This is a genomic window from Paraflavitalea soli (genome assembly GCF_003555545.1).
Taxonomy (GTDB): domain Bacteria; phylum Bacteroidota; class Bacteroidia; order Chitinophagales; family Chitinophagaceae; genus Paraflavitalea; species Paraflavitalea soli.
This window is the reverse complement of record NZ_CP032157.1, coordinates 151,438-172,896: the sequence shown is the minus strand read 5'-3', so window position 1 is coordinate 172,896 and position 21,459 is coordinate 151,438. Positions and strand designations below refer to the sequence as shown.

The 21,459-nt window shown below is 47.0% G+C and carries 18 protein-coding genes; 10 read left to right on the top strand and 8 right to left on the bottom strand.

Going from position 1 to position 21,459, the window contains the following annotated elements:
* Positions 1 to 169 precede the first annotated feature (169 nt).
* Complete coding sequence (locus D3H65_RS00655) at positions 170 to 568, top strand: DUF4345 domain-containing protein (protein WP_119048412.1); 399 nt, start codon at positions 170 to 172, stop codon at positions 566 to 568.
* 25 nt (positions 569 to 593) lie between these two features.
* Here the strand turns inward: D3H65_RS00655 and D3H65_RS00650 are convergent, their stop codons facing one another.
* From D3H65_RS00650 to D3H65_RS00630, 5 genes are all read right to left on the bottom strand, one after another.
* Positions 594 to 1,733, bottom strand: a complete 1,140-nt coding sequence (locus D3H65_RS00650; RefSeq protein WP_119048411.1) for a M48 family metalloprotease — start codon at positions 1,731 to 1,733, stop codon at positions 594 to 596.
* A gap of 172 nt (positions 1,734 to 1,905) precedes the next feature.
* A complete protein-coding gene (locus D3H65_RS00645) occupies positions 1,906 to 4,122 on the bottom strand; it encodes a multicopper oxidase family protein (protein WP_119048410.1) in 2,217 nt (738 codons plus the stop codon).
* A gap of 8 nt (positions 4,123 to 4,130) precedes the next feature.
* Entirely contained in the window at positions 4,131 to 4,577 is a 447-nt protein-coding gene (locus D3H65_RS00640) for a DUF3347 domain-containing protein (RefSeq protein WP_119048409.1), read from the bottom strand.
* A gap of 43 nt (positions 4,578 to 4,620) precedes the next feature.
* Positions 4,621 to 4,821 (bottom strand): heme-binding domain-containing protein, encoded by a 201-nt coding sequence (locus D3H65_RS33510; RefSeq protein WP_119048408.1) that lies wholly within the window; start codon positions 4,819 to 4,821, stop codon positions 4,621 to 4,623.
* A 240-nt stretch (positions 4,822 to 5,061) separates the two neighbouring features.
* Complete coding sequence (locus D3H65_RS00630; RefSeq protein ID WP_162915316.1) at positions 5,062 to 5,460, bottom strand: hypothetical protein; 399 nt, start codon at positions 5,458 to 5,460, stop codon at positions 5,062 to 5,064.
* Positions 5,461 to 5,726: 266 nt separating this feature from the next.
* Between D3H65_RS00630 and D3H65_RS00625 the strand changes: the two genes are divergently transcribed.
* Genes D3H65_RS00625 through D3H65_RS00610 form a run of 4 tightly spaced genes read left to right on the top strand, consistent with a single transcriptional unit; the run spans position 5,727 to position 12,237 of the window.
* The gene (locus D3H65_RS00625; RefSeq protein WP_119048406.1) at positions 5,727 to 7,055 is read left to right on the top strand and encodes a TolC family protein; all 1,329 of its coding nucleotides are present in this window, start codon (positions 5,727 to 5,729) and stop codon (positions 7,053 to 7,055) included.
* Between the two features lie 5 nt (positions 7,056 to 7,060).
* Complete coding sequence (locus tag D3H65_RS00620) at positions 7,061 to 8,119, top strand: efflux RND transporter periplasmic adaptor subunit (RefSeq protein WP_119048405.1); 1,059 nt, start codon at positions 7,061 to 7,063, stop codon at positions 8,117 to 8,119.
* A 9-nt stretch (positions 8,120 to 8,128) separates the two neighbouring features.
* Positions 8,129 to 11,251 (top strand): efflux RND transporter permease subunit, encoded by a 3,123-nt coding sequence (locus D3H65_RS00615; protein WP_119048404.1) that lies wholly within the window; start codon positions 8,129 to 8,131, stop codon positions 11,249 to 11,251.
* Positions 11,239 to 12,237 carry a hypothetical protein gene (locus D3H65_RS00610; RefSeq protein ID WP_119048403.1) on the top strand — a complete coding sequence of 333 codons (999 nt, stop codon included), beginning with the start codon at positions 11,239 to 11,241 and terminating at the stop codon, positions 12,235 to 12,237. The genes D3H65_RS00615 and D3H65_RS00610 overlap by 13 nt, the downstream gene beginning before the upstream one ends.
* A 46-nt stretch (positions 12,238 to 12,283) precedes the next feature.
* On the opposite strand, the gene D3H65_RS00605 is transcribed toward D3H65_RS00610, so the two are convergent.
* The 3 genes from D3H65_RS00605 to D3H65_RS00595 form a co-directional block, all read right to left on the bottom strand.
* Positions 12,284 to 13,456, bottom strand: a complete 1,173-nt coding sequence (locus D3H65_RS00605; RefSeq protein ID WP_119048402.1) for a macrolide family glycosyltransferase — start codon at positions 13,454 to 13,456, stop codon at positions 12,284 to 12,286.
* A gap of 39 nt (positions 13,457 to 13,495) precedes the next feature.
* Entirely contained in the window at positions 13,496 to 14,245 is a 750-nt protein-coding gene (locus D3H65_RS00600) for a DUF4249 family protein (RefSeq protein WP_245999652.1), read from the bottom strand.
* 85 nt (positions 14,246 to 14,330) lie between these two features.
* Positions 14,331 to 16,706: a TonB-dependent receptor gene (locus D3H65_RS00595; protein WP_245999651.1), complete on the bottom strand. Its 2,376-nt coding sequence runs from the start codon at positions 16,704 to 16,706 to the stop codon at positions 14,331 to 14,333.
* A gap of 221 nt (positions 16,707 to 16,927) precedes the next feature.
* Between D3H65_RS00595 and D3H65_RS00590 the strand changes: the two genes are divergently transcribed.
* The 5 genes from D3H65_RS00590 to arsB all read left to right on the top strand — a co-directional run bounded on the left by D3H65_RS00590 (position 16,928) and on the right by arsB (position 21,427).
* Positions 16,928 to 17,935, top strand: a complete 1,008-nt coding sequence (locus tag D3H65_RS00590; RefSeq protein WP_211345590.1) for a sensor histidine kinase — start codon at positions 16,928 to 16,930, stop codon at positions 17,933 to 17,935.
* Between the two features lie 36 nt (positions 17,936 to 17,971).
* Positions 17,972 to 18,697, top strand: coding sequence for a LytR/AlgR family response regulator transcription factor (locus tag D3H65_RS00585; RefSeq protein ID WP_119048400.1), 726 nt, complete (start codon positions 17,972 to 17,974; stop codon positions 18,695 to 18,697).
* 379 nt (positions 18,698 to 19,076) lie between these two features.
* Positions 19,077 to 19,406, top strand: a complete 330-nt coding sequence (locus D3H65_RS00580) for an ArsR/SmtB family transcription factor (RefSeq protein ID WP_119048399.1) — start codon at positions 19,077 to 19,079, stop codon at positions 19,404 to 19,406.
* Positions 19,407 to 19,463: 57 nt separating this feature from the next.
* On the top strand, positions 19,464 to 20,309 hold the full coding sequence (locus tag D3H65_RS00575) for an arsenite methyltransferase (RefSeq protein ID WP_119048398.1): 846 nt from the start codon (positions 19,464 to 19,466) through the stop codon (positions 20,307 to 20,309).
* A 35-nt stretch (positions 20,310 to 20,344) separates the two neighbouring features.
* Positions 20,345 to 21,427 (top strand): ACR3 family arsenite efflux transporter, encoded by a 1,083-nt coding sequence (gene arsB, locus D3H65_RS00570; protein WP_119048397.1) that lies wholly within the window; start codon positions 20,345 to 20,347, stop codon positions 21,425 to 21,427.
* Positions 21,428 to 21,459: the final 32 nt, after the last annotated feature.

Sequence of the window (21,459 nt, the reverse complement as noted above, 5' to 3'; positions counted from 1 at the left end):
ATTGCGAATCCCAGCCTTAGGTCGGTCAGACGAATTGCTATTAACATTTTACTTATCTTCAACAATATGTTTTCAATCAGCAGTTATCGGCAGGAATATCAATTCCCAACCTGCACAAAGCCCTGAACCTTATCAGACGTTCCAGGAATACCCCAAATTCTAATCGTACATGCTGACAAAAAAGAAAAACCTGCACTTACTCATTTCGGCGATTATTATTATAGTTGTTGCATTGGCATACGGCCTGTTTCCCAATACTATGCTCCCAATACTTTTTGACTTCAAGGTGGAATCTGTTGATTTAAACAACGCCTTCAGAGCCACAATGGGATTGTACACAGGCATGGTGGCGCTTTGGGTAATGGGCGTCTTCAAACCATGCTACTGGCGCGCCGCAACGCTCTCAAACGTGTTTTTTATGATAGGTTTGGCATCCGGCAGGATCATCAGCCTCTTAGTAGACGGAGTTCCATCGACCTCCTTTTCAGCAGGACTTGCATTGGAATTGGCACTGGGCCTTTGGGGAATAAGCAACCTGAACAAATACAGATCAACTGCTGATCAATAAGATATTCCGCTAACCTGAATACCACTCAGGCACTGGTTGCCTGCCGGATCTGCTCTTCAATAGTGTCCACGTTTATTTCCCACAAAAGATGTACAACAGCTGTTATAGCCATACCAAACCTTTCCATATCATCTACCAGCTCTTTATCCGGTGTATCTGCATACAGGCTATCTACCAGCCTGGTGATCCGCTGGCGCGGCGAAGGATGCGTGAGCGAGGGTTTGCTTCCTTTGGCGATGTACAACATCTCCAGTGCGGCAAATAAGAACCGGATGCCTGCAAACGATAGGGCAGCTTCCATATCTTGCAGGTGGTGGTTATGACGCATCACCAGCATGCACGCAAAGGTATCCGCCTGCAATTCTTTTGCCCAACTGATCTCCCAGGTCTGCACATGGAATTGGTCGGCAATCGCTTGCTCCTCCTCCGGATTGCCGGCCAGGTGGCCGTGTACTATATGGCCATATTCATGCGCAAGGATGAACAGCTCTGCCGTATCCCGCAGTAGGGAGGCAAAAGCATTGTGTTCATAGGCCGGCAGAAAGGAGGCCGCATGCATACTATGCCCTTTAATGAAATACGTGGCCACCAGGTCAATGAATTTTTCATGGACAAAGCTGTTTTGTTTCAGGTTGTTGTCGATATCGGCAGGATCAAAGCTCAAAGAATATCCATCGTTGCCTTCCCCTCTTTTATCAAATACCATGGAAACGATCTTGGCCAGCCCGTTCAGAAAAGTAAACAACCCATCGTCCATCACAATAACTTTTATATCGGACTCCCGCGAAGGTGCCGTAGCAATGGCGTTAAAATGGCCAAACTGAGCAGTGCCCAGCACTACATTGTCGGGAAAGGATATTTTGCTAAAGGCAAACACTTTTTTGAGTTTGTTCTTAAGGGTCTCCAGCAGCCAGATATTCTGGTGGTTTTCGTAGCGCGCATAATCATCCCGGGCAGCTATGATCAACCCTATATAGGCTTCATATTCCTGCACAGGGTAGCCATTGGCAGTAAAATGCTTGCTCATCAGTTCATACCCCTCTTCCGGCAGGGGAAGCCTTGTATGATGCCGGTACCGTATGCCGAGCGGGGTTACACCACCCCGTCTTCTATATTCCCCTTGTAGCTCATCTAAAAATTGAAGCGCAGCTGTTTTGGATACCATAGAAAGGCCGTTTCATGATCATTCGTAATTTTTATAGTCCCAACAAATTACAACCCTTTTCTGATATGCGCAGCCTCCTTCCGATTCCTGGGCCACCGGCAGTTCCCCTGTCGGGAGCCTGGTGCAGACAAAAAAAGCCCCCCACATAGCTTGTCGGGGGCTTTGTGTTATCCTAGTAAGTCAGCACAATGCCTGCCCCGAAACCCATGTCCGAATCATAATGCGTACGTATACCTAGATTACGGGTAATAATGTAACGAAGATCACCCATGTATTCCAGATCGGTATTGACCATAAAACCTGCCCGGAGTCTTTTGGCCACCGGGATATCCTCGCGCATCAGCGACACCCGGAAGAGCCCGTCATGGTAAACCTCTGCCTGCATATTGACCAGCATGGGCAGCGTATACACCACGCCGAGGCTGATGGCCGCCCGGTCGTCCTTTTTGTTGGCCTGCCCAAAAAGGTTCTTTTCATGTTCGTCAATGCCCATTTTCCGGTAACGCCAATCGAAACCGATAAAAGGCATCAGCCATTGCATTTTTCCGATAAAGCGCCCCAGGTGTGTCTCCACTTCATAACCGTGCATGTCGTTGTATCCCAGGCGCCATTCTGTACCCAGGTTCCACCGCGCATTCATCAGCATCGCCTCCCCATCATTACCATTGGTAGCAAGATCGTTCTGGGCCGTCAGATGAGGCATATTGCTTTCACGCTGCAGCATCCGGTAAGCTTTGGCCCTATCGGGCAGTGCCGGATTTTTATAATCGCCCACAGCAAATACGCGGTTCATGCCAGCCATCATGTGGTAAAGGATATGGCAATGGAAGAACCAGTCACCTTCCTCGTTTGCCAGGAACTCGATCGTTTCGTTTTCCATCGGCATGATGTCGATGATGTTTTTCATCGGAGCATGATCCCCTTTGCCATTGATCAGCCGGAAGTCAAAACCATGCAGGTGAATGGGGTGCCGCATCATCGAGTTGTTGTACAGCATGATCCTGAGTACCTCGCCTTTTTTCACCGGAATCTTGTCTGCTTCCGTGAGTACACGGTTGTCCATACTCCACACATAGCGGTTCATATTACCGGTGAGGGTGAACCTGATCTCCCTCACCGGCGCTCCGGCCGGCAGTTTGGTATCCTGCGGGGATTGCAGCATGGCATAATTGAGTGTAACGATATCGCTGGTGGCCGCTTTCTTACCTTTTTTCTTTTCCTCACCCGTGATTTCCGGGTACATGACCACGTTCATATCCATCTGGTTCCAGCTCATGTTCATACCCATATCGTCCAGGTCACCGTTCATCTTCATCATGCCATTCATCATCTTCATCCCCTCAAAATATTTCAGGCGCGGCATCCGCGGCATGGCCCGGCGCTGGCCATTACCGATGAACCAGGATGCTGACTGCGTACGGTCTTCAGTTGTAGCAGAAAACTCGTAAGACAGTCCATCCGTTGGAATGGTCACCACAATATCATAGGTTTCAGATACCGCGATAATAAGCCTGTCAACTTCTACCGGCGCTACATCGTTACCATCGCTGGCCACCACCGTCATCTTCCCGCCGCCGTAGCGCAGCCAGAAGTAGGACGAGGCGCCTCCGTTGGCAATGCGAAGCCGGACCTTGTCGCCCCCTTTGAGTTCTTTGCCCTCAATACTGTTGAGTTGGGAACTGTTGGCCCCATTCATCAACACCTTGTTGTAATACACATCGCTTACATCCATGGCCAGCATGCGTTTCCACTCATTGGTCACCTTGGTGTTGAATTGGCCGCTGCGAATCGCTTCTGCATAACTCTGGGTGGCGCCTTTTTGGATGGCAAACCAGTCATTGGCGGCATGCAGCATCCGGTGCACGTTGTCGGGATCCAGATTGGTCCACTCGCTAAGAATGAGGGGGATCCCGGGCAGATCATCTATTCCTTTTCTGAAGGTCTTATCTCCCGCCTTTTTATGCATGATAAAATTACCGTACATGCCTATCTGCTCCTGGAGACCCGAGTGCGAGTGATACCAGTGTGTGCCCGTCTGTATGATCGGGAACCGGTAAGTATACACCGCCCCCGGTGCGATCGGCTTTTGGGTCAGGTAGGGAACCCCATCTTCTTGGTTGGGCAGAAAGATGCCATGCCAGTGCAGAGAGGTGCTTTCTTTCAATTGGTTGTGCACGACGATCTCGGCAGTATCGCCTTCGGTAAACTCCAGCGTCGGCATCGGTAGCTGACCATTGACAGCAATGGCTCTTTTTTTCTTGCCCGCATAGTTGACCACCGTGTCCTTCATGTAGAGATCATAGTGCACTACTTGTTGTGCAAATGCGCCTGCCGTAAACAGCGTAATGGCGGCGGCAATGAAATAACGCCTCTTGGATCTTATTTTCATAGGGGGTCTTAATTTTTAGTATCGGTTACCTTGCCACAGGTCATCATGGCGGAGCCATAGTAGGGATTCCTGATTTCCTTTTCGCTGCTCAGCCAGAAAGCCTTTTTCATAGGGCAGAATTGGTAGTAGACCGGAGCGCTGACCTTGTCGCTGTCCTTTACCATTTTCCACAACGAGGTAGAGACGTCGTTGAATGCCGCCCTTTGTTTATCCAGGTTACTACCGGCGCCATGCAGCTTTTCGGTGGCTTTCAATAGTTCCGCCATGGAAGATCCGCTTGCTTCTTCCTGTACGTTGCTGTAGAATGTTGCGATGGCCTGCGATGCCGCCTTGCCATCGCTGGCAACCAGCGCATTTTTCACGCCGAGATAATCATTGAGTAACTGATCTGTATGCTGGGCGTATGACGAAGCACTAACTAATAGGATCGCGAATACAATAAGTAGATTTTTCATTGTTATATTTTTTTTAAAATGATCAATTGTTTTTATGCAGCCTTTATTGCGCTCCTGCCAGCTGCCCGTCCAGCCACGCAACCAGCAATTTTCGCTGGTCTTCCCCTGGTTTTGCGCCCGTATGTAACAGGGTGTAAGCCGGCAGCGGCATCGCTTGCTGCTTCACCTGCGTGGCCATTGCACGCAGCAGCCGTTCCTGCTTACGCGCGGAATAGGTTGCCCATTCATGTAATACAACTGCAATAGCGCGAAAGCAAGCAGCAGGGCCAGCCCCGCCTTTTTGAACTTACCCTTCATCTAATACTCCTTTTTTACAGCACCGCAGCCAGGGGGCGTGGTGCTGGCCAATGTATCTGCTGGCTGATGATGGGCAGCCTGGTTCGAAGAGGTGCAGGAAACCGCTATCGTTATCGCAAAGAACAATGCGATAGAAGACGTTATACCGCCTGCGACCGGACTCACCGATGGCTGTCGGGGATGATGTTTAGCCTATTTTAGGAGGTAACCAGGTAGAATAGAAGCCGGAGGAGATGGCCTCAGTGCTGGCATGGTAACGCTGTTTGCGCGCGAAGGCAAACAGGGAGGTAGTCTTCAATGCGAGCGGTAACTGCATGGCAGAAGCCGAACAGCCCGTGCATGTACAGGATTTGTGGCCGCATTTTCCATTGCAGGTATGCTTGCAGCTGCCATGCTGGTCGTTGTTGTCGCAATGCTTCCCGTTGGCATCTTTGCCAGTAGCAGCAGCGCTCGTCTGAGCAGCGCACTTGGTTGTTACAGCTGCCTTCGCCTTATCGCAGGCAATGCCTTTGCCAGGCAGCAACAGGGCACCCAGGCAAACCAGCAGCGTGTATACGATATGAAACTTCAGACTTTTCAACGCCACAAAGATACAAGTTCCGGTCGCTCACTTCCCGGAAGCCCATCTCTTTTTTTCAAAAAAAGCGATGACCCGCTCAGCGATCAATGGGCGCCATCGATATCATCGGAATACCCCATCAGGTTGGTAAAAAATGAAATACCTCAGTCGTATGGGCCAGGCAGCGGCCGGGAGGCCGGGTTTTGTATAAAAACGAGCCGGCTTGCTATAAAAAGCAAAATAAGACGCCTCTTTGTTTGGAAACTTTGCCTGTTTCAAAGCACTACCATTATATGCGCAAAACGATCTACCTGTTCCTGCTGTTCAACTGCTGGCTGCATGCCCGCGCACAGGATAGCTGGACCCTGAAACAGTGCATCCAATACGGTCTGACAAACAATCGGAACAAGGTGATCTATGCCAACCAAAAACTGGCGGCCGAAGCCAGGGCAAAACAGGCCTTGGCCGATTACCTTCCACGCGTTAGCCTCACCGCAACATTGGACAACAACCTTAAACTACAGCAAAGCGTCATCCCTGCCGGCATATTTGGACCCGATGAGATCAGGGTTTCACTCACCCAAAAATACAGCTCCAACGCCCTTGCCCAATTGGACCAGGTGATTTTCGATCAGTCATTACTCACCGGCCTGAAAGCAAATAAATATTACAAACAACAGGCTGATCTCAATATAGAGCAGGGCGAGGAAGCCATCATTTACAATATCAGTACTGCTTACTTTCAGGTATTTGTTTACAACCAGCAGTTGGAATGGTTGAAGTACAACAAAGGCAACTACGAAAAGCAAATCGAAATATACCGCTTGCAGGTAACTAAGGGGATTACCCTGCAAAAGGACCTCGATAAGGTAAGTGTTAACTACAACAACACCCTATCCCAGCTACGCGTAGCAGAAAGCAATATCCAACTGGCCGGTAACGAGTTGAAATTCGAAATGGGTTTTCCCATCAGCGATCCCCTCGTAATAAAAGCAACTCCCGAACCGGCATTGCCCACGCACCGCCTGGACAGTATGCAGCTATTCTCTCCCTCAGCAAGAGTAGACTACAGAATTGCCGGACTCAACGTCAAACTATTGGAAATTGAACAGGCCCGCATCAAAGCAGACGGCCTGCCCAAACTATCCGGCTACTTTCGTTATGGCGCCGTCGGTTTTGGCAACCAGCTTAAGGGAGCCTACGATGAATTCCTGCCCTATTCAGCCATTGGACTGAAACTGACCATCCCCTTAGTAGACTTCTATAAACGGAATGCACGATACAAAGAGGCCCGTATCAACCGCATCAACGCAGCCGAAAACCTGGAACTCACAGCAGGGAAATACCAGGTTGACTATGAAAATGCCCGTACCAAACTCCTGCGGGCACAGGCCAACATGGAAAACGACCAGCGAAATGTAACCCTCGCAGGATCCGTACTCAAGATCACCGGCCTGCAGCTCAGCAAAGGCACTACAGACCTTACAGATTGGCTCAATACACAGAACGCACTCAGAGAAGCACAGAACAGCTATTTGAATTCCATCTACAGTTACTACCAGGCCCGCATCGACCTCGAAAAGGCAACCGGCACACTGCGATCCTTTTACAATTCACTTTAAATACGATGAAAAAAACGCTCATACTAAGCCTGTTCCTGATCATCATCATAGGTGTTGTGGCAGCCAGGTTGGCGGCCAATAAAAAAAAGATCAACGCAAAAAAGCAACCCCTAAAGATTGAAAATATACGGATACCGGTAACCATCATCTCCGTCAGGGAGGAAATCCAGGAAGCCAGCCTCGTGAAGACAGGTATGCTGGCCCCGTTCAAAGAAGCGAAACTGCTATCCGTCAGCAGCGGCAACCTGCAACGGTTACTGTTCAACCTGGGCGACAACGTACGGCAAGGCCAGCCCCTTGCCATCGTGGATACCCGTTTGCTGGAGCTCGACCTCCGGCGATCAGCGTCAAATGTAGATAAACTTAAACGTGACCTGCAGACTTATACAGAACTGCTGGAAGGCAATGCCGCTACACAGGAAAAGGTCAACGATATCCGTCAGCAGTACAACGATGCCCGCAACCACGTCGAACAGCTGCAAAGACAGATCGCAGATGCTACTATCAAAGCACCTACCAGCGGCATCATCGGCTCAAAAGGGGTTGAAGAAGGAATGTTTGTCAGCACAGGTACACAGATCGCTTCCATTATCAACCTTTCACAGGTAAAGGTACAGGTATACCTTACCGAAGCAGAGGTATACCAGGTATCCCTTGGTCAAAACATAAAGCTCACAACCGATGTGTACCCCGACAGGTCTTTTGCAGGAACAGTTACTTTCATCAGCCCCCAGGCCAACCAGGCTTATAACTACCAGGTAGAAATTACCGCACCCAACAACAAGGATACACCACTGCGTTCCGGCACTTTTGTCTACGCTGATTTTTCACGTAAGACAACCCGGAAGGTCATCCTGATTCCCCGCGAAGCACTCCTTGAAAGTACACAGCATGCTTCCGTCTATACCGTACAGAACGGCAAGGCCGTTTTACGCAGCATCAAGGTGGGCGCTGAATATGGTGATAATATACAGGTAACCGAAGGCCTGCAGCCAGGTGAGCAGGTCATTACATCCGGACAGATCAACCTGAAGGATGGCGCATTGATCAACATGTCAAAATAAAGACCAGCAATGTCAATAACCGGAATAGCCATAAAAAGACCCCTGTTACTGATCGTGATATTTACAGTGCTCATACTGTTTGGACTCCAATCCTACCGCAGCCTCAACTATAACCTCCTTCCCAAAATTGACCTGCCTACAGTGTCCATAAGCACCCTGTATCCGGGTGCAGCAGCAGCAGAGGTACAGACCACTGTCACTAAAAAACTGGAAGATGCCTTTTCTGCCGTAGAAGGCCTCGATCAGATCAATTCCACTTCACAGCAAAGCCTTTCCATTATAACCATCACATTTAAAAGCGGCACCAACATAGACCAGGCCGAACGGGATGTACAACGCAAGGCCGACCAGATCCGGAATGACCTGCCCACCGATGCCGGAAAGCCAAAAGTGAGCAAAGTAAACCTCGAAGAAACACCCGTTATCAAAGCAGGGGTAACAGCCAGCATGGCGCCCCGCGACCTCTATGACCTCGTCAACAACCAGCTAAGGCCCATCTTACAGAATGTTGCCGGCGTAGGACAGGTCAATATGATCGGCGGAGATGAACGCGAGATACAAATAAATATCAACCAGGATAAACTATTGAACTATGGTCTTTCTATTTCCCGGATTACCGAGGCAGTCAGCAATGCCAACCTTTCTTTTCCTGCAGGCAGCATAGAGACCCAAAACCAGCAGCTCTCTATTCGCTACGATGCCAACCTGAGGTCATTGGACCAGTTACGGGAATTGATCATTCTCCAACAACCCGGCCAGGGAGCTATCTGCCTCAAAGACATCGCAGAAGTGGTCGATGCCACAGCAAAAACAACCGCCATCAACCATATTGATGGTATTCCCTCCATCGGAGTACAGATCATCAAACAGAGCGATGCCAATGCAGTCGAGGTCAGCAAAAAGATAAAGCAGGCATTTGATGATATCCAAAACCAATATATTGGCCAGCAACTCCAATTCAATATTTCTGTTGATCAGAGCGTATATACCCTGCACGCCGCCAATGCAGTAATGTTCGATCTGATGTTAGCCGTGCTGATCGTTGGCATCGTCATGCTCGCATTTCTGCACAGCCTTAGAAGCTCCCTGTTCATATTGATAGCCCTCCCCTCCTCTATTATTCCCACCTTCATGGCCATGTACCTGCTGGGATTTTCACTCAACCTCATGACCCTGATGGCCATGTCATTGGTAGTAGGCATTCTCGTGGATGATTCCATCGTGGTATTGGAGAACATCTACCGCCACATGGAAATGGGCGCTGATAAAAGAAAAGCAGCCCTGGAAGGACGTAACGAGATCGGCTTTACAGCCCTGGCTATTACACTGGTGGATGTGGTGGTGTTTCTCCCACTGGCGCTCGCGGGAGGTATGATTGGGGCCATCCTCAGAGAGTTCTCCCTGGTCGTCGTAGCGTCTACCCTCATGAGCCTTTTTGTTTCTTTTACCATTACGCCTTTACTCGCCAGCCGTTTCGGAAAGCTGGAACATTTAAAAGAAAACACACTATGGGGAAAGATCAATCTCGCCTTTGAGCGGTTCATTGATACACTCCGCGAAGCGTACGCAAAAATACTTCAGCAGCTCCTGCATAAAAAAAGATACCTGCTGTCCGGTACCATTTTACTGATTGTCGGATCGATCGCCCTCGTGCCCATGGGATTTATCGGGGCCGCTTTCATACCCAAAGCCGATCAAAGCAACCTCGTCCTCAACATGGAGCTGGAACCCACCGCCACCATCTACAGGACCAATACGCTCGTTCAGCAGGCCGAAGAATTCCTGTTGAAGCAACCCGAGGTCGAAAAAGTTTTTTCCAGTATAGGTTTTGTAACCGGTAGCGTATCCGGAACCAGCAGCAACAACAACCTGGCAGAACTTACCCTCACACTGGTTGACAAGGAAAAACGCACCATGTCCGCCGAAGATTATGGCACCTTCATTCAACAAAAACTGAGCAGCCTGATTGCCGGAGCGAAGTTTTCAGTATTAACAACCTCCATAACCGGAAACGTCAGCAATGCCCCGATACAGATTGCCGTGAAAGGCGTTGACCTCAAAGAGGTTCGCCGCATAGCAGAAGCCTATCAAAAAATAGTACAGGAAACCCCGGGTACACAGTTCGTAAAATTGTCCGTTAAAGACCCCAAAGCAGAGATCGATATTAAACTGAACAGGGAAAAAATGAGCCTCCTGGGGCTCAATGCCGCTACCGTGGGCGCCGCACTACAAAATGCTTTCAGTGGCATAGATAAATCCCTCTTCAGGCAAGGTGCCAACGAATACAATATAATGGTGAGCCTCGACAGGTTCAACCGGTCCGATATCAGGCACGTGCGCAACCTGCCCTTTGTCAACACCCAGGGGCACACAATTTTGTTAAGCCAGTTTGCCGATGTAACCGAAACCCTGGGAGAAACCACCTTGCAGCGTATTGACCGCCTGGGCGCCATTACCATTCAGGCCAACGTAGCCGGAAGGCCCACAGGAACAGTCAGTGATGAAATAAAAGCAAAGGCCCAATCCGTTAAGATACCCAACGGCATCAGCATTAATTACCTGGGTGATTCCAAAAACCAGAAAGAAGCCTTTGGAAGCCTTGGATTGGCCTTGATCACCGCCATCCTCCTGGTATACCTCATCATGGTAGCCTTGTATGAAAATGCAGTATATCCTTTCGTCGTATTATTCTCCATCCCCGTTGCCTTGGTCGGCGCTTTCCTGGCCCTTGCACTGACCATGGAAACCCTGAACATCTTTACCATCATAGGCATGATCATGCTCCTGGGCCTGGTGGCAAAAAATGCCATACTCATCGTCGATTTCACCAACCACCTCAAAGAAAAAGGCGCTTCCGTCACCGATGCATTGATAGAAGCAGGCAGGGAAAGGCTGCGGCCCATATTAATGACCACCCTGGCCATGATCTTCGGCATGTTGCCCATCGCTATGGCAAGTGGGGCGGCAGCCGAAATAAAGAACGGTATGGCATGGGTCATCATCGGTGGATTGACCAGCTCCATGATCCTCACCCTGTTCGTAGTGCCTGCCATGTACCTGATCATCGCTAACATCATCACCCGGTTGTCAAAAAGAAAAAAACGTTCTAATCCTGTAACATGGAAACAATAAAACAAGCAGCTTACATGCTGGGAGTCCTGCTGCTCTCGGTCAGGGGATTTTCCCAAAACGGGGATAGTACCAATGTTCCAAAACAAATAGTGGCATACGCCGCAGATAAATTTTCAAACATCCGTCCCCTCAACTTTGAGTTTGCACACGCAGGTCCATACAACTTTACCGCCAATCGTGGAAGCGTCAAACTGCCCGGAAGCAAGGTTAACAGCTTTACACAGGCCAAGACCAGTGCCACCCTCGTTTTTATAAAAAGAAAAACATGGATGTTAGGTACCTCCCTCGGTTATAAATATACCAACGGAGTGATAGCCCTCACCGATCCTGCTTCCGGAAGCATCCGGGATATGGATGGCAGAGCCCACTACTTCTCCGCTTCTGCCAACTTCACCCGTTTTTCAACCTTGTTCAACAAAAAGGCCGTCTATTATGCTAGACTGATAGTGGATGGAAGCGACAAATATGTAGAAAGAGTGAAAGGATTAATATCAGGAGCCCTCGTATTGAAGGCCAATGAAAGAACTAAAATAACGGCAGGACTGCTTCTCAATATCGATCCCAGTAGCCAGGTTCCCGTCACCCCTGTTTTTTCCTATGAACATAAATTCGGCAATGGCCTGATGGCAGACTTCACCCTGCCCAAAAACGGTTATCTTAGAAAACGCCTTTTTAATGGCACAGGAAGAGTGTCCTTAGGTATGGAAATGGAAGGCACCTCATTCTATTTGTACAACTTTGATGGCACCCCTCAGAAGTATGAATACAGGCAAATGGATATTAACGCCGGTGTAGTGTATGAACATGCACTGGGAGGTTTTATAATAACTGCAAAAACAGGTATAAAGATCACCCCTTCAGGTAGAATATTCAGAAAGGAAGATTCATTTGCCCACCCGGTATACAAAACAAAACCTGATCCCGCATTTTATTGTAGCGTGGGGGTATCTTATAATCCATTTACCTTTCTGCAAAATAAGAAATAACAGGAATGGGATCATGGCAGGTCCTGCTGGCGCAGCAAAGAGCTTGTTACCGGAAAGCAATAATGGCGTCCGTAGCGCGTAAATAACCCCCAGCATCGCGGATGGCATGTTTTATAGCATGTACAGAACGCCTGATCGATTCGTCCTGGTATACCTTCCTGACAGCCCCCCGGAGTGCCCCGGCCGTAAGAGGCGTACGGTCTGGTACAATTCCCAGTTGCAGGTCCAGTACACGTTTTGCCGTGGTTTCCTGTTCCTTGATCGTTGGCAGCACAACCAAAGGCACGCCATAATACAACGCTTCCATCGTGCTGTTCAAACCGCCATGCGTTACAAATACATCCACATGAGGCAGTAGCGCCGTTTGCGGCACAGAACGCTTGACAACAAAGTTGGCAGGCATAGGCCCCAGTCTGGCTAAGTCGATCTGGTAACCAACCGACATGACTACACTCCAGTCAGGTCCCGAAAAAGCAGACAAACACAGCTGGTAAAAACCAGGATCATTATTGCGTAAGGTCCCCAGCGATATATATACCTTGATGGTGGGCGATCCACTGCTGGAGACTACCGGCCAGGGGATCGAAGGCGGCTCTATGAAAGACGGCCCTACAAATACAAAACGCTCGTCAAATTGCCCCGCATCAACCTGGAAACGCTTGGGCACAAATACCAGCGTTAGCCCGGGCACTTCCGAATACACTTCCCGCAGGGTCATATCAGGAAGCTGATAACAGCTCAGTACCTCCCCAAGCGCTTGTTGCGCAGTATGCGCAAGCAATTTGATATTCGGGTCAGTTAAAATTTCAATGCTCCGTTGGGGATGCCTGGCACTATGAAATGGCCGGAAACCGATCGTGCGTAATCCCAATATCCTTGCTGCAAGCCTGGGCGCCAGCAACAGCATATTGAAAATAATACAGTCAGGTTCAATTTTTTTCAACCGGTCTACTATTTCCGGCAAGATCTGAGACAATTCAAGCGCCATTAAAAAAGGCAAAAGCACAATCTCTTTATCCCCCGGCGGCTTGGTAGATTGACTGTGCAAAGTTCCAGGTATGATGACGGGAATGCCACCAGCCTCCTGTACGGCATCAACAAAAGGCTCGCCCGTAAAATAATAAACCTTATGGCCACGCCGGCTCAACTCAGCAACGATGGGAAGTGTCGGGTTAATATGACCGTAGGCCGCAACATTGAAAAAAATGTAAGTGGACATATTGTATAACGTTTAGCAGCTATCCGTGAACCCAATTGATTACTGTATCCTATAATCCCTTACATCCGCTTCCGATAACCTGAAATAGCCATAAGCAAAGTTGTCGAAATGCGTCTGGTTAATGATATTTCCCCGCACCGAACCAGGAGCTGTTTGAAACGGTCCGTTATTAGCGCCGGAGGCCGCCAGCAACTTCCTGAAATAATCATAATACCGCTTCGAAATTCCATACAACCGGATATTGACCAGGTCACCGGCCTTCAGGTCTTCATCAGAAAAATATTCCTGCATCAGGTTCCCCTGACTCTTCTCGTCATCTTTGGCTTTATATTCCGGGAACTTCGATACAGGCCATACAACGCGATGCAGATAGTGATTTTCCTCAGTGCCATTGTCCTGGTAGTAGTAAGTAATTTCTATTTGATCTCCGCCAATTCCACCTTCGTTATTCTGAACAATATTATTTTCAATCCGGGGCACCCCTATACAGGTTTCCGTGGCAGTATACACCTCCCCGTTCAAAACTACTTTCAACGAATAAGTTTCCCCGGTCACCGGCTGAAAATCAGCGCAGAGATATTCCCCGGTACTGCCATTTTCTGTAAAACGGTATACAGTATTCGCCGCATTGGTCACAACAATATCCGCCCCCGAAACCGTGGGAAACGTCTCACTGTAATAGCCCGTGGTGGTCGAAAGCTTGATTGTCTGCTCATGACCCGTCGTACCCTTTACCCAATCGATCGATGCGTCAATCACCAATCTCGGCACTGCTGTGTCCAGGTCCATCTTGACCACTTTTGTGCACGACACAACGAAAAAACAACACACAACCACCAGGCCTGTAAGTATATTTTTCATTTGCTTATGAAAATTAAAATCTGAAATTATAGGTCACACTGGGTACAATACCGAAGATCGATATCCGCTTGGCTTCACTCAACCCCGTTTCCCGGTTCTGCTCATACATGATCGAGGCCGCATTGCCCCTGTTGTATACATTGTAAATACTGAACACCCATTCACCTTTCCACCTTTTTTTGCTGTCAGGTTTGGGCGTGTAAGTAGCCGACAGATCCAAATGGTGATAGGCCGGCAGCGAATTAACATTCCGCTCTCCGTAATTCGCAATCGTAATGTCCTGGTACGCATATTTACCAATGGGATACGTGGCAGCTTTTCCCGTTTGATAGGTGAAAATGCCGCCAAAACTCCATTTCTTTGTCAACTGATAAGCGCCGGTAAGCGAAAGATGATGCGTTTTATCGTAATTGGCCCGGTACCATTGACCATTATTAATACCTGGTTCACTGGCATCCCTTCCCGGCGTACGCTGCTCTGCTCTGGAAAGCGTGTAAGAAAGCCAGCCCGTTAACTTTCCCGTATTTTTCCTCAGCATCACCTCCAGTCCATAAGCCCGCCCCTCCCCGTTGAGCAATACCTGTTCTATCGCTTTGTGTGCAATCAATTCCGCCCCATCTATATAATCCGCTTTGTTGCTGATTTTCTTATAAAAGGCCTCCGTTTCCAAAGAATACTTCCCATTACGGAAGTTCCTGAAATAACCCAGCGCAACCTGGTCAAGGATTTCAGGCTTCAAAAATTGATCACTCGGCGCCCATATATCCAAAGGAGAAACAGAAGCAGTATTCGATATTAAATGAATATACTGGCTCATCCGGTTATAACTCGCTTTGATCGATTGGTCATCATTGATCGCATAAGAAACCGCCAAACGGGGTTCCAAATTCCCAAAATCAACGATCTTTTTGTTTTTACCATAATGCGTGGTACTGATAGGCTTGCCTTCCTCATAGATCTGTAGATCGCGATTGAAAACCACCGCCTGGTTATTGGCATAATTATTTACATGTTGTTCCCCCAACCGTTGGAAATGACTATACCGTAGTCCATAATTCAAGGATACCCGCTTGGTTAGTTTTTGCTCCGCACTGACATACACCGCATTTTCCCAGGCATACTTCCGCTCGATCTGGTCCGGATTGATAGGCGATTTGGCATCCATAGGTTTTATCGTGCCCGGATTGAATTGATAGTAGATCGAATTGATCCCATAATTCAAAACCAGTTGACTCGAAATATGATGACTAAGATCATACTTCAGGTTATAATTATGGATGTCCGATGCCCAATCAATACCCACATATTTTATCTTCAGACCATAATCATACTTACTGTAAATGATCGACCCATTCGAAAATAACTTGTCCGAAAAATGATGGTTCCAGCGAAGATTAATGAACGAGTTCCCATAATTGTTCGTGAAAAAATTGCTGAACTCCATATTATCCTTACCAAAATACCCTGATAGGTAGATCCTGTTATTCTCATTGATCTTATAATTCAGTTTGGCATTCAGATCATAAAAAGAAATAGAATTGTCATTGCCGGCCAGTTTCATAAACAAATGAGCATAAGAACTACGCCCCGCCACCACAAACGAACTTTTATCTTTTACAATAGGGCCCTCCACCAATAACCGGCTCGATACCGCCCCTATTCCACCCGTTGCATGATACTCCTTATTATTCCCTTCCTTTTGATAAATATCCAAAACAGAAGAAGTCCGGCCACCAAAATTGGCAGGTATCCCCCCTTTATACAATTTCAGGTCTTTGATCACATCCGAATTGAACACAGAGAAAAAACCAAACAGGTGCGAAGTATTGTACACTACAGCCTCATCCAGCAATACCAGGTTACCGTCTACCGAACCACCCCGCACATTAAAGCCCGTGGCCCCTTCCTGCCCCGTCGAAACACCCGGCAGTTGAAGAATAGCTTTCAACACATCCACCTCCCCCATCACCGCCGGCATCTTTTTGATCGTCGCAATAGACAGCTTATTCACACTCATTTCCGGTTTGCGGATATTGTTGGCAGCCTTATTGTATTTGACCACTACCTCATCCAAAGTCTTACCTTTTTCAACCATCGAAAAATTCTTCCTGATGTTGCCTGTCAGCGGGATAGAATCCTCAATACTTTCAAATCCTACATAGCTCACCACAATCGTATACGCTCCTTTGGGCAGGGTAATAGAATAAAAGCCATATGCATTCGTAACGGTCGACACCTTTACCTCAGGTATGAAAATGCTGGCGCCGATGATCGTTTCCGTGTTTGTTTTTATCGTGATGGTTCCACTCAAGGTGAATTTATCCTGCGCATAGGCCACGCAGGAAATGCCTGTAAACAGCACCATACCAACGATCTTGTATCTCATCATGTTAAAATCGGTTTAAACAATTGCTATTTGGACACAAAACTATTCCTTTGACCAACCGCCATTCTTATTTTATACCAAACACGGTATCTTTTATAGCAAAGCAAGACCGGCCAATACAAAAAAACAGGGCTTGTTTTTCCTATAAAAAGCAGGCGCTTTCCTATAAAAAACAGGTCAGACAAAAGCTTTAAATGTTAATTTTGTTCTATACTATTGTATAAATGAATGATCTTACACAGCAACAGTTGATTACCGAAAACGTGCTCTTCCGTTTCCTGGTTTCCCCTCAACGCAGAATAATCCGGCACCTGCTGCTCATTGCTTTTATAGGCATTGTATTGTACAACAGCGCTTCCGTAATTGCCAACCCCATCGTGATATTTGTATATTTCATACTACTGTTCTATGTAAATATGTACCTGCTGGTGCCAAAACTGTTGTTCAGGAATAAGAACATTGAATACTTCTTATCTGTCATCAGCATCATGGTGATAGTAGCTGTTTGCGGTTATTTTTTCAATCCCTTTGATAAAGGAAAAGTGCTGAATATTCCACTTTTCTCCTTCCTTACGGTACTCCTGTTAGCCGCCTCATCCTCCATAAAACTGTTCCAAAAAGGAATGATGGACAAGCAATTGATCTACGAACTGGAACAGTCTAAGACCAATGCAGAATTGGAACAATTGAAAAACCAGATCAACCCCCATTTCTTGTTTAATATGCTCAACAATGCCAATGTGCTCACAAAGAAAGACCCCGAAAAAGCCTCCCAGCTATTAATGAAGTTGAGCGATCTGTTGCGCTACCAGCTTTATGACAGTGCAAGAGAACAGGTACTGTTGACCTCCGATATTCATTTCCTGGAAGATTTTCTAAATTTGGAAAAAGTAAGGCGCGATCGTTTTGATTTCCTGATCTCAAAAGAGGGCAATTTGAGCGGCGTACTGATCCCCCCTTTACTGCTCATTTCCTTTGTCGAAAATGCAGTGAAGCACAACAATGATGCAAAGAAACCATCCTATGTAAACCTCTACTTCGATGTTTCCAACGATGAATTGATCTTTACATGCATCAACTCCAAACCCATGCTGAAACCCGTTAATACTACAGGCGGTTTAGGCCTGTCAAATGTTAAACGAAGACTGGAATTGTTGTTCCCGGCAACACACACTTTAATTATCGAAGATGGCCCGGAAAGATATTCCGTAACCCTGACCATTAAGCTTTGACCGCCTGGCAATAACCGACCTAAAAAGTATACAAGTATGAACTGTATTATTATAGATGACGAACCATTGGCAAGAGAGGCCATTGAGATGTTGATTGCCCAAATCAATGACCTGGACCTCATCGGCTCATTCAGCAGCCCCGAAACCGTCACAGATTTTATGGCCGGCAATACAGTTGACCTGATATTCCTGGACATACAAATGCCCGGTTTTAACGGCATCGAATTTGCCCGGACCATTCCCAAAGAAACATTTGTCATCTTTACAACCGCCTATGCCCAATTTGCTACCGACAGCTATGAAGTAGATGCCATCGACTACCTGATAAAACCCATCAGATCAGAGCGCTTTCAAAAAGCCGTTGAAAAAGCCAACACCTACTCCAAATTATTCAAGGCCGATTACGCCAACAACAACATCGAACAGGTAGCAGACGATTTTTTCTTTGTAAAAGCAGACCGGAGAATTTTTAAGGTCTATTTCAACAACATACTTTTTATCCAGGGTTTAAAAGATTATGTTGTTATGCACAGCGAAAACCAGAAAGTAATGACCGCCATGAATATCAAAAACATCTACGATCAGTTACCCAAGGACATGTTTGTAAGAGTAAGCAAATCCTATATCATCAACGTTAAGCATATCGGCTCCGTGGATAACAATACCGTCTACATAGGCGCCAACGAGATCCCCATCGGGAATATTTACAGGGATTTCTTTTTCAGGGAATTTGTAACCAGAAAGATTGTGAACAAACCTTAATGATCTTTCTTCCTCAATCCCATGATACATCAACAGCGTCGGAAAAATAAGGATATCCTGCAATTACAAATTAACTCGATCTGTCCGGACCTGATCATTGCCTGCAGTAATCCTGTGTATGTTTACTTCATCAGGTGATACTACTGGTCCGGTTACCAAGGCTCCGGCAAAGAAACCAACAACTAAAAATAACCCACAGAAGGCAGCTACATGCAAACCAGCTTGTACACAGCCTTGCGAAAAAAAGATCCCTGCATCCGGCTGCGATACTACATCAAAAGTAACTGCTTGCTCAAAATCAATCCCTTGCGATAATCCGTGTAAGAAAAATTAAAAAAGATTTTTCGGTTAGGATTAATATCGTAATATTGCGATAGATATGGGACTTACAAAATCAGAAATCTTTAATGACAGGCAAAATAAGCTGGCCTCGATGATGAAGGCGCTGGGGCATCCCGCCCGCATCGCCATCATTCAACAGCTGGTGAAAGCACAAGCTTGTGTATGCGGAGACCTTGTTGAAGAACTTGGCTTGGCACAGGCCACCATCAGCCAACATTTAAAAGAGTTGAAGAATGCCGGTTTGATCAAAGGGACTATTGAGGGCACCAGTGTTTGCTACTGTATTGATCCGAAAGTCTGGAATCAATACCGTACAGCCTTTGATGCTTTTTTTGTATCCTATGTTAACAAAGATGAATGCTGTTAAGCATTTTTTTTGCACCTATCAATCGCAATATTGCAATAATACAATAAATACAAAGCCATGCAAAGTACTGATCAAATAAAAGAAATGGTAAAGCAGAAATATGCTGAAATAGCCTTACAGGATAAAACGGAAAATGCCGCTTCCTGCTGTGGTTCCGGTTGCTGTTCTATTGAGACAGCCAATGTCATGACAGATGATTATGCTCAGGTGGAAGGCTATAATCCCGAAGCGGATCTGGGCCTGGGCTGCGGTCTGCCTACACAGTTTGCCAAAATCAAAAAGGGGGATGTGGTCATTGACCTGGGATCAGGCGCTGGCAATGATGCTTTTGTTGCCAGGGCAGAAACAGGAGAAACCGGAAAAGTAATTGGCATTGACTTTACGCCTGCCATGATCGACAGGGCAAGGCAAAATACAGAGAAACTGGGATTCCATAATGTAGAGTTCAGACAAGGTGATATTGAGAATATGCCGGTATCAGCCAACACAGCCGATGTAATCGTCAGCAATTGTGTATTGAACCTCGTGCCCAATAAAGAGGGGGTGATTAAAGATATCAAACGTGTTTTAAAACCCGGTGCGCATTTCAGCATTTCAGACATTGTGCTGGAAGGAAGTTTGCCGCCTGCTATTCAGGAGGCAGCAGAAATGTACGCCGGATGTGTTTCTGGCGCTATTCAAAAGCAGGTATACCTGGAATTGATCGAAAGCAACGGATTCACCAACATTACCCTGCAGAAAGAAAAGGCTATTCATATTCCTGATGATATTCTGTCGGATTACCTTTCCAAAGAAGAGATCACACAATTCAGAAATGGAAACACCGGCATCTACAGCATTACCGTATATGCAGAAAAGCCAACCGAAGAAAAAGCCTGCTGTGCCCCCGGTTGTTGTAATTAGTCAAACCACCACAGCTACCATGCAAAAAATAACCCATGAGTGCAAGCAATTGTAATCCGGTCATACAAAGAAAAAAACTCAGTTTCCTGGATCGTTATTTAACCTTGTGGATCTTCCTGGCCATGGCAGTTGGCGTAGCACTTGGTTATTTTGTTCCTGCTTCTGCAACGCTTATAAATTCTTTTTCAACAGGTACTACTAATATTCCGCTCGCCATCGGGCTTATTCTCATGATGTATCCCCCACTTGCAAAAGTGCGCTATGAAAAGATGGGCGAGGTATTCAGGAATACGAAGATACTGGGAGCATCTTTATTACTTAACTGGATCATCGGCCCCATCCTGATGTTCCTGCTGGCGATCCTGTTCCTGCATGGATACCCTGAATACATGATCGGACTGATCCTGATCGGCCTGGCACGTTGTATAGCTATGGTAATCGTTTGGAATGAACTGGCGGAAGGGAACCGGGAGTATGCAGCGGGACTGGTGGCGCTCAATAGTATCTTTCAGGTGTTATTGTATAGTGTGTATGCGTATGTGTTCATCACAGTATTACCTCCTTTGTTTGGGATCAAAGGACTGGAAGTGCATGTAACGATCGGTCAAATTGCGAAAAGTGTAGCCATATACCTGGGCATACCATTCGCTGCCGGTATCATCAGCCGCTACGCCCTGATAAAGCTAAAAGGCGCTGAATGGTTCCAGGAAAAATTCATTCCTTTTATTTCTCCCATAACGCTCATGGCACTGTTATTTACCATTGTGATCATGTTTAGCCTAAAGGGGGAACTGATCGTGCAGATCCCTATGGATGTGATCAGGATCGCTATACCGCTGGCTGTCTATTTTGTGATCATGTTCCTGGTCAGCTTCCTGATTGGAAAATCCCTGGGTGCTGATTACGCTAAAAATGCATCCATTGCTTTCACTGCTGCGGGTAACAATTTTGAGTTGGCCATTGCAGTCGCCATTGGTGTTTTTGGTATCAATAGCGGCCAGGCTTTTGCCGGAGTGATCGGACCACTGGTAGAGGTTCCCGCATTGATTGCACTGGTAAATATGGCATTTTGGCTGCGCAAACGATGGTATGGTGACACAGAAACGTTAACCACTTAGCACATTAAATATAAACAGACCCGATAATCAAT

Excerpts from the sequence above, each read along its gene's own strand:
- D3H65_RS00655 (WP_119048412.1), top strand. The coding sequence starts at position 170 with ATGCTGACAAAAAAGAAAAACCTGCACTTACTCATTTCGGCGATTATT.
- arsB (WP_119048397.1), top strand. The coding sequence starts at position 20,345 with ATGAGTGCAAGCAATTGTAATCCGGTCATACAAAGAAAAAAACTCAGT.
- D3H65_RS00640 (WP_119048409.1), bottom strand. The coding sequence starts at position 4,577 with ATGAAAAATCTACTTATTGTATTCGCGATCCTATTAGTTAGTGCTTCG.
- D3H65_RS00610 (WP_119048403.1), top strand. The coding sequence starts at position 11,239 with ATGGAAACAATAAAACAAGCAGCTTACATGCTGGGAGTCCTGCTGCTC.
- D3H65_RS00650 (WP_119048411.1), bottom strand. The coding sequence starts at position 1,733 with ATGGTATCCAAAACAGCTGCGCTTCAATTTTTAGATGAGCTACAAGGG.
- D3H65_RS00645 (WP_119048410.1), bottom strand. The coding sequence starts at position 4,122 with ATGAAAATAAGATCCAAGAGGCGTTATTTCATTGCCGCCGCCATTACG.
- D3H65_RS00625 (WP_119048406.1), top strand. The coding sequence starts at position 5,727 with ATGCGCAAAACGATCTACCTGTTCCTGCTGTTCAACTGCTGGCTGCAT.
- D3H65_RS00595 (WP_245999651.1), bottom strand. The coding sequence starts at position 16,706 with ATGATGAGATACAAGATCGTTGGTATGGTGCTGTTTACAGGCATTTCC.
- D3H65_RS00580 (WP_119048399.1), top strand. The coding sequence starts at position 19,077 with ATGGGACTTACAAAATCAGAAATCTTTAATGACAGGCAAAATAAGCTG.
- D3H65_RS00605 (WP_119048402.1), bottom strand. The coding sequence starts at position 13,456 with ATGTCCACTTACATTTTTTTCAATGTTGCGGCCTACGGTCATATTAAC.
- D3H65_RS00585 (WP_119048400.1), top strand. The coding sequence starts at position 17,972 with ATGAACTGTATTATTATAGATGACGAACCATTGGCAAGAGAGGCCATT.
- D3H65_RS00615 (WP_119048404.1), top strand. The coding sequence starts at position 8,129 with ATGTCAATAACCGGAATAGCCATAAAAAGACCCCTGTTACTGATCGTG.
- D3H65_RS00620 (WP_119048405.1), top strand. The coding sequence starts at position 7,061 with ATGAAAAAAACGCTCATACTAAGCCTGTTCCTGATCATCATCATAGGT.
- D3H65_RS00600 (WP_245999652.1), bottom strand. The coding sequence starts at position 14,245 with ATGGACCTGGACACAGCAGTGCCGAGATTGGTGATTGACGCATCGATC.
- D3H65_RS00590 (WP_211345590.1), top strand. The coding sequence starts at position 16,928 with ATGAATGATCTTACACAGCAACAGTTGATTACCGAAAACGTGCTCTTC.
- D3H65_RS00575 (WP_119048398.1), top strand. The coding sequence starts at position 19,464 with ATGCAAAGTACTGATCAAATAAAAGAAATGGTAAAGCAGAAATATGCT.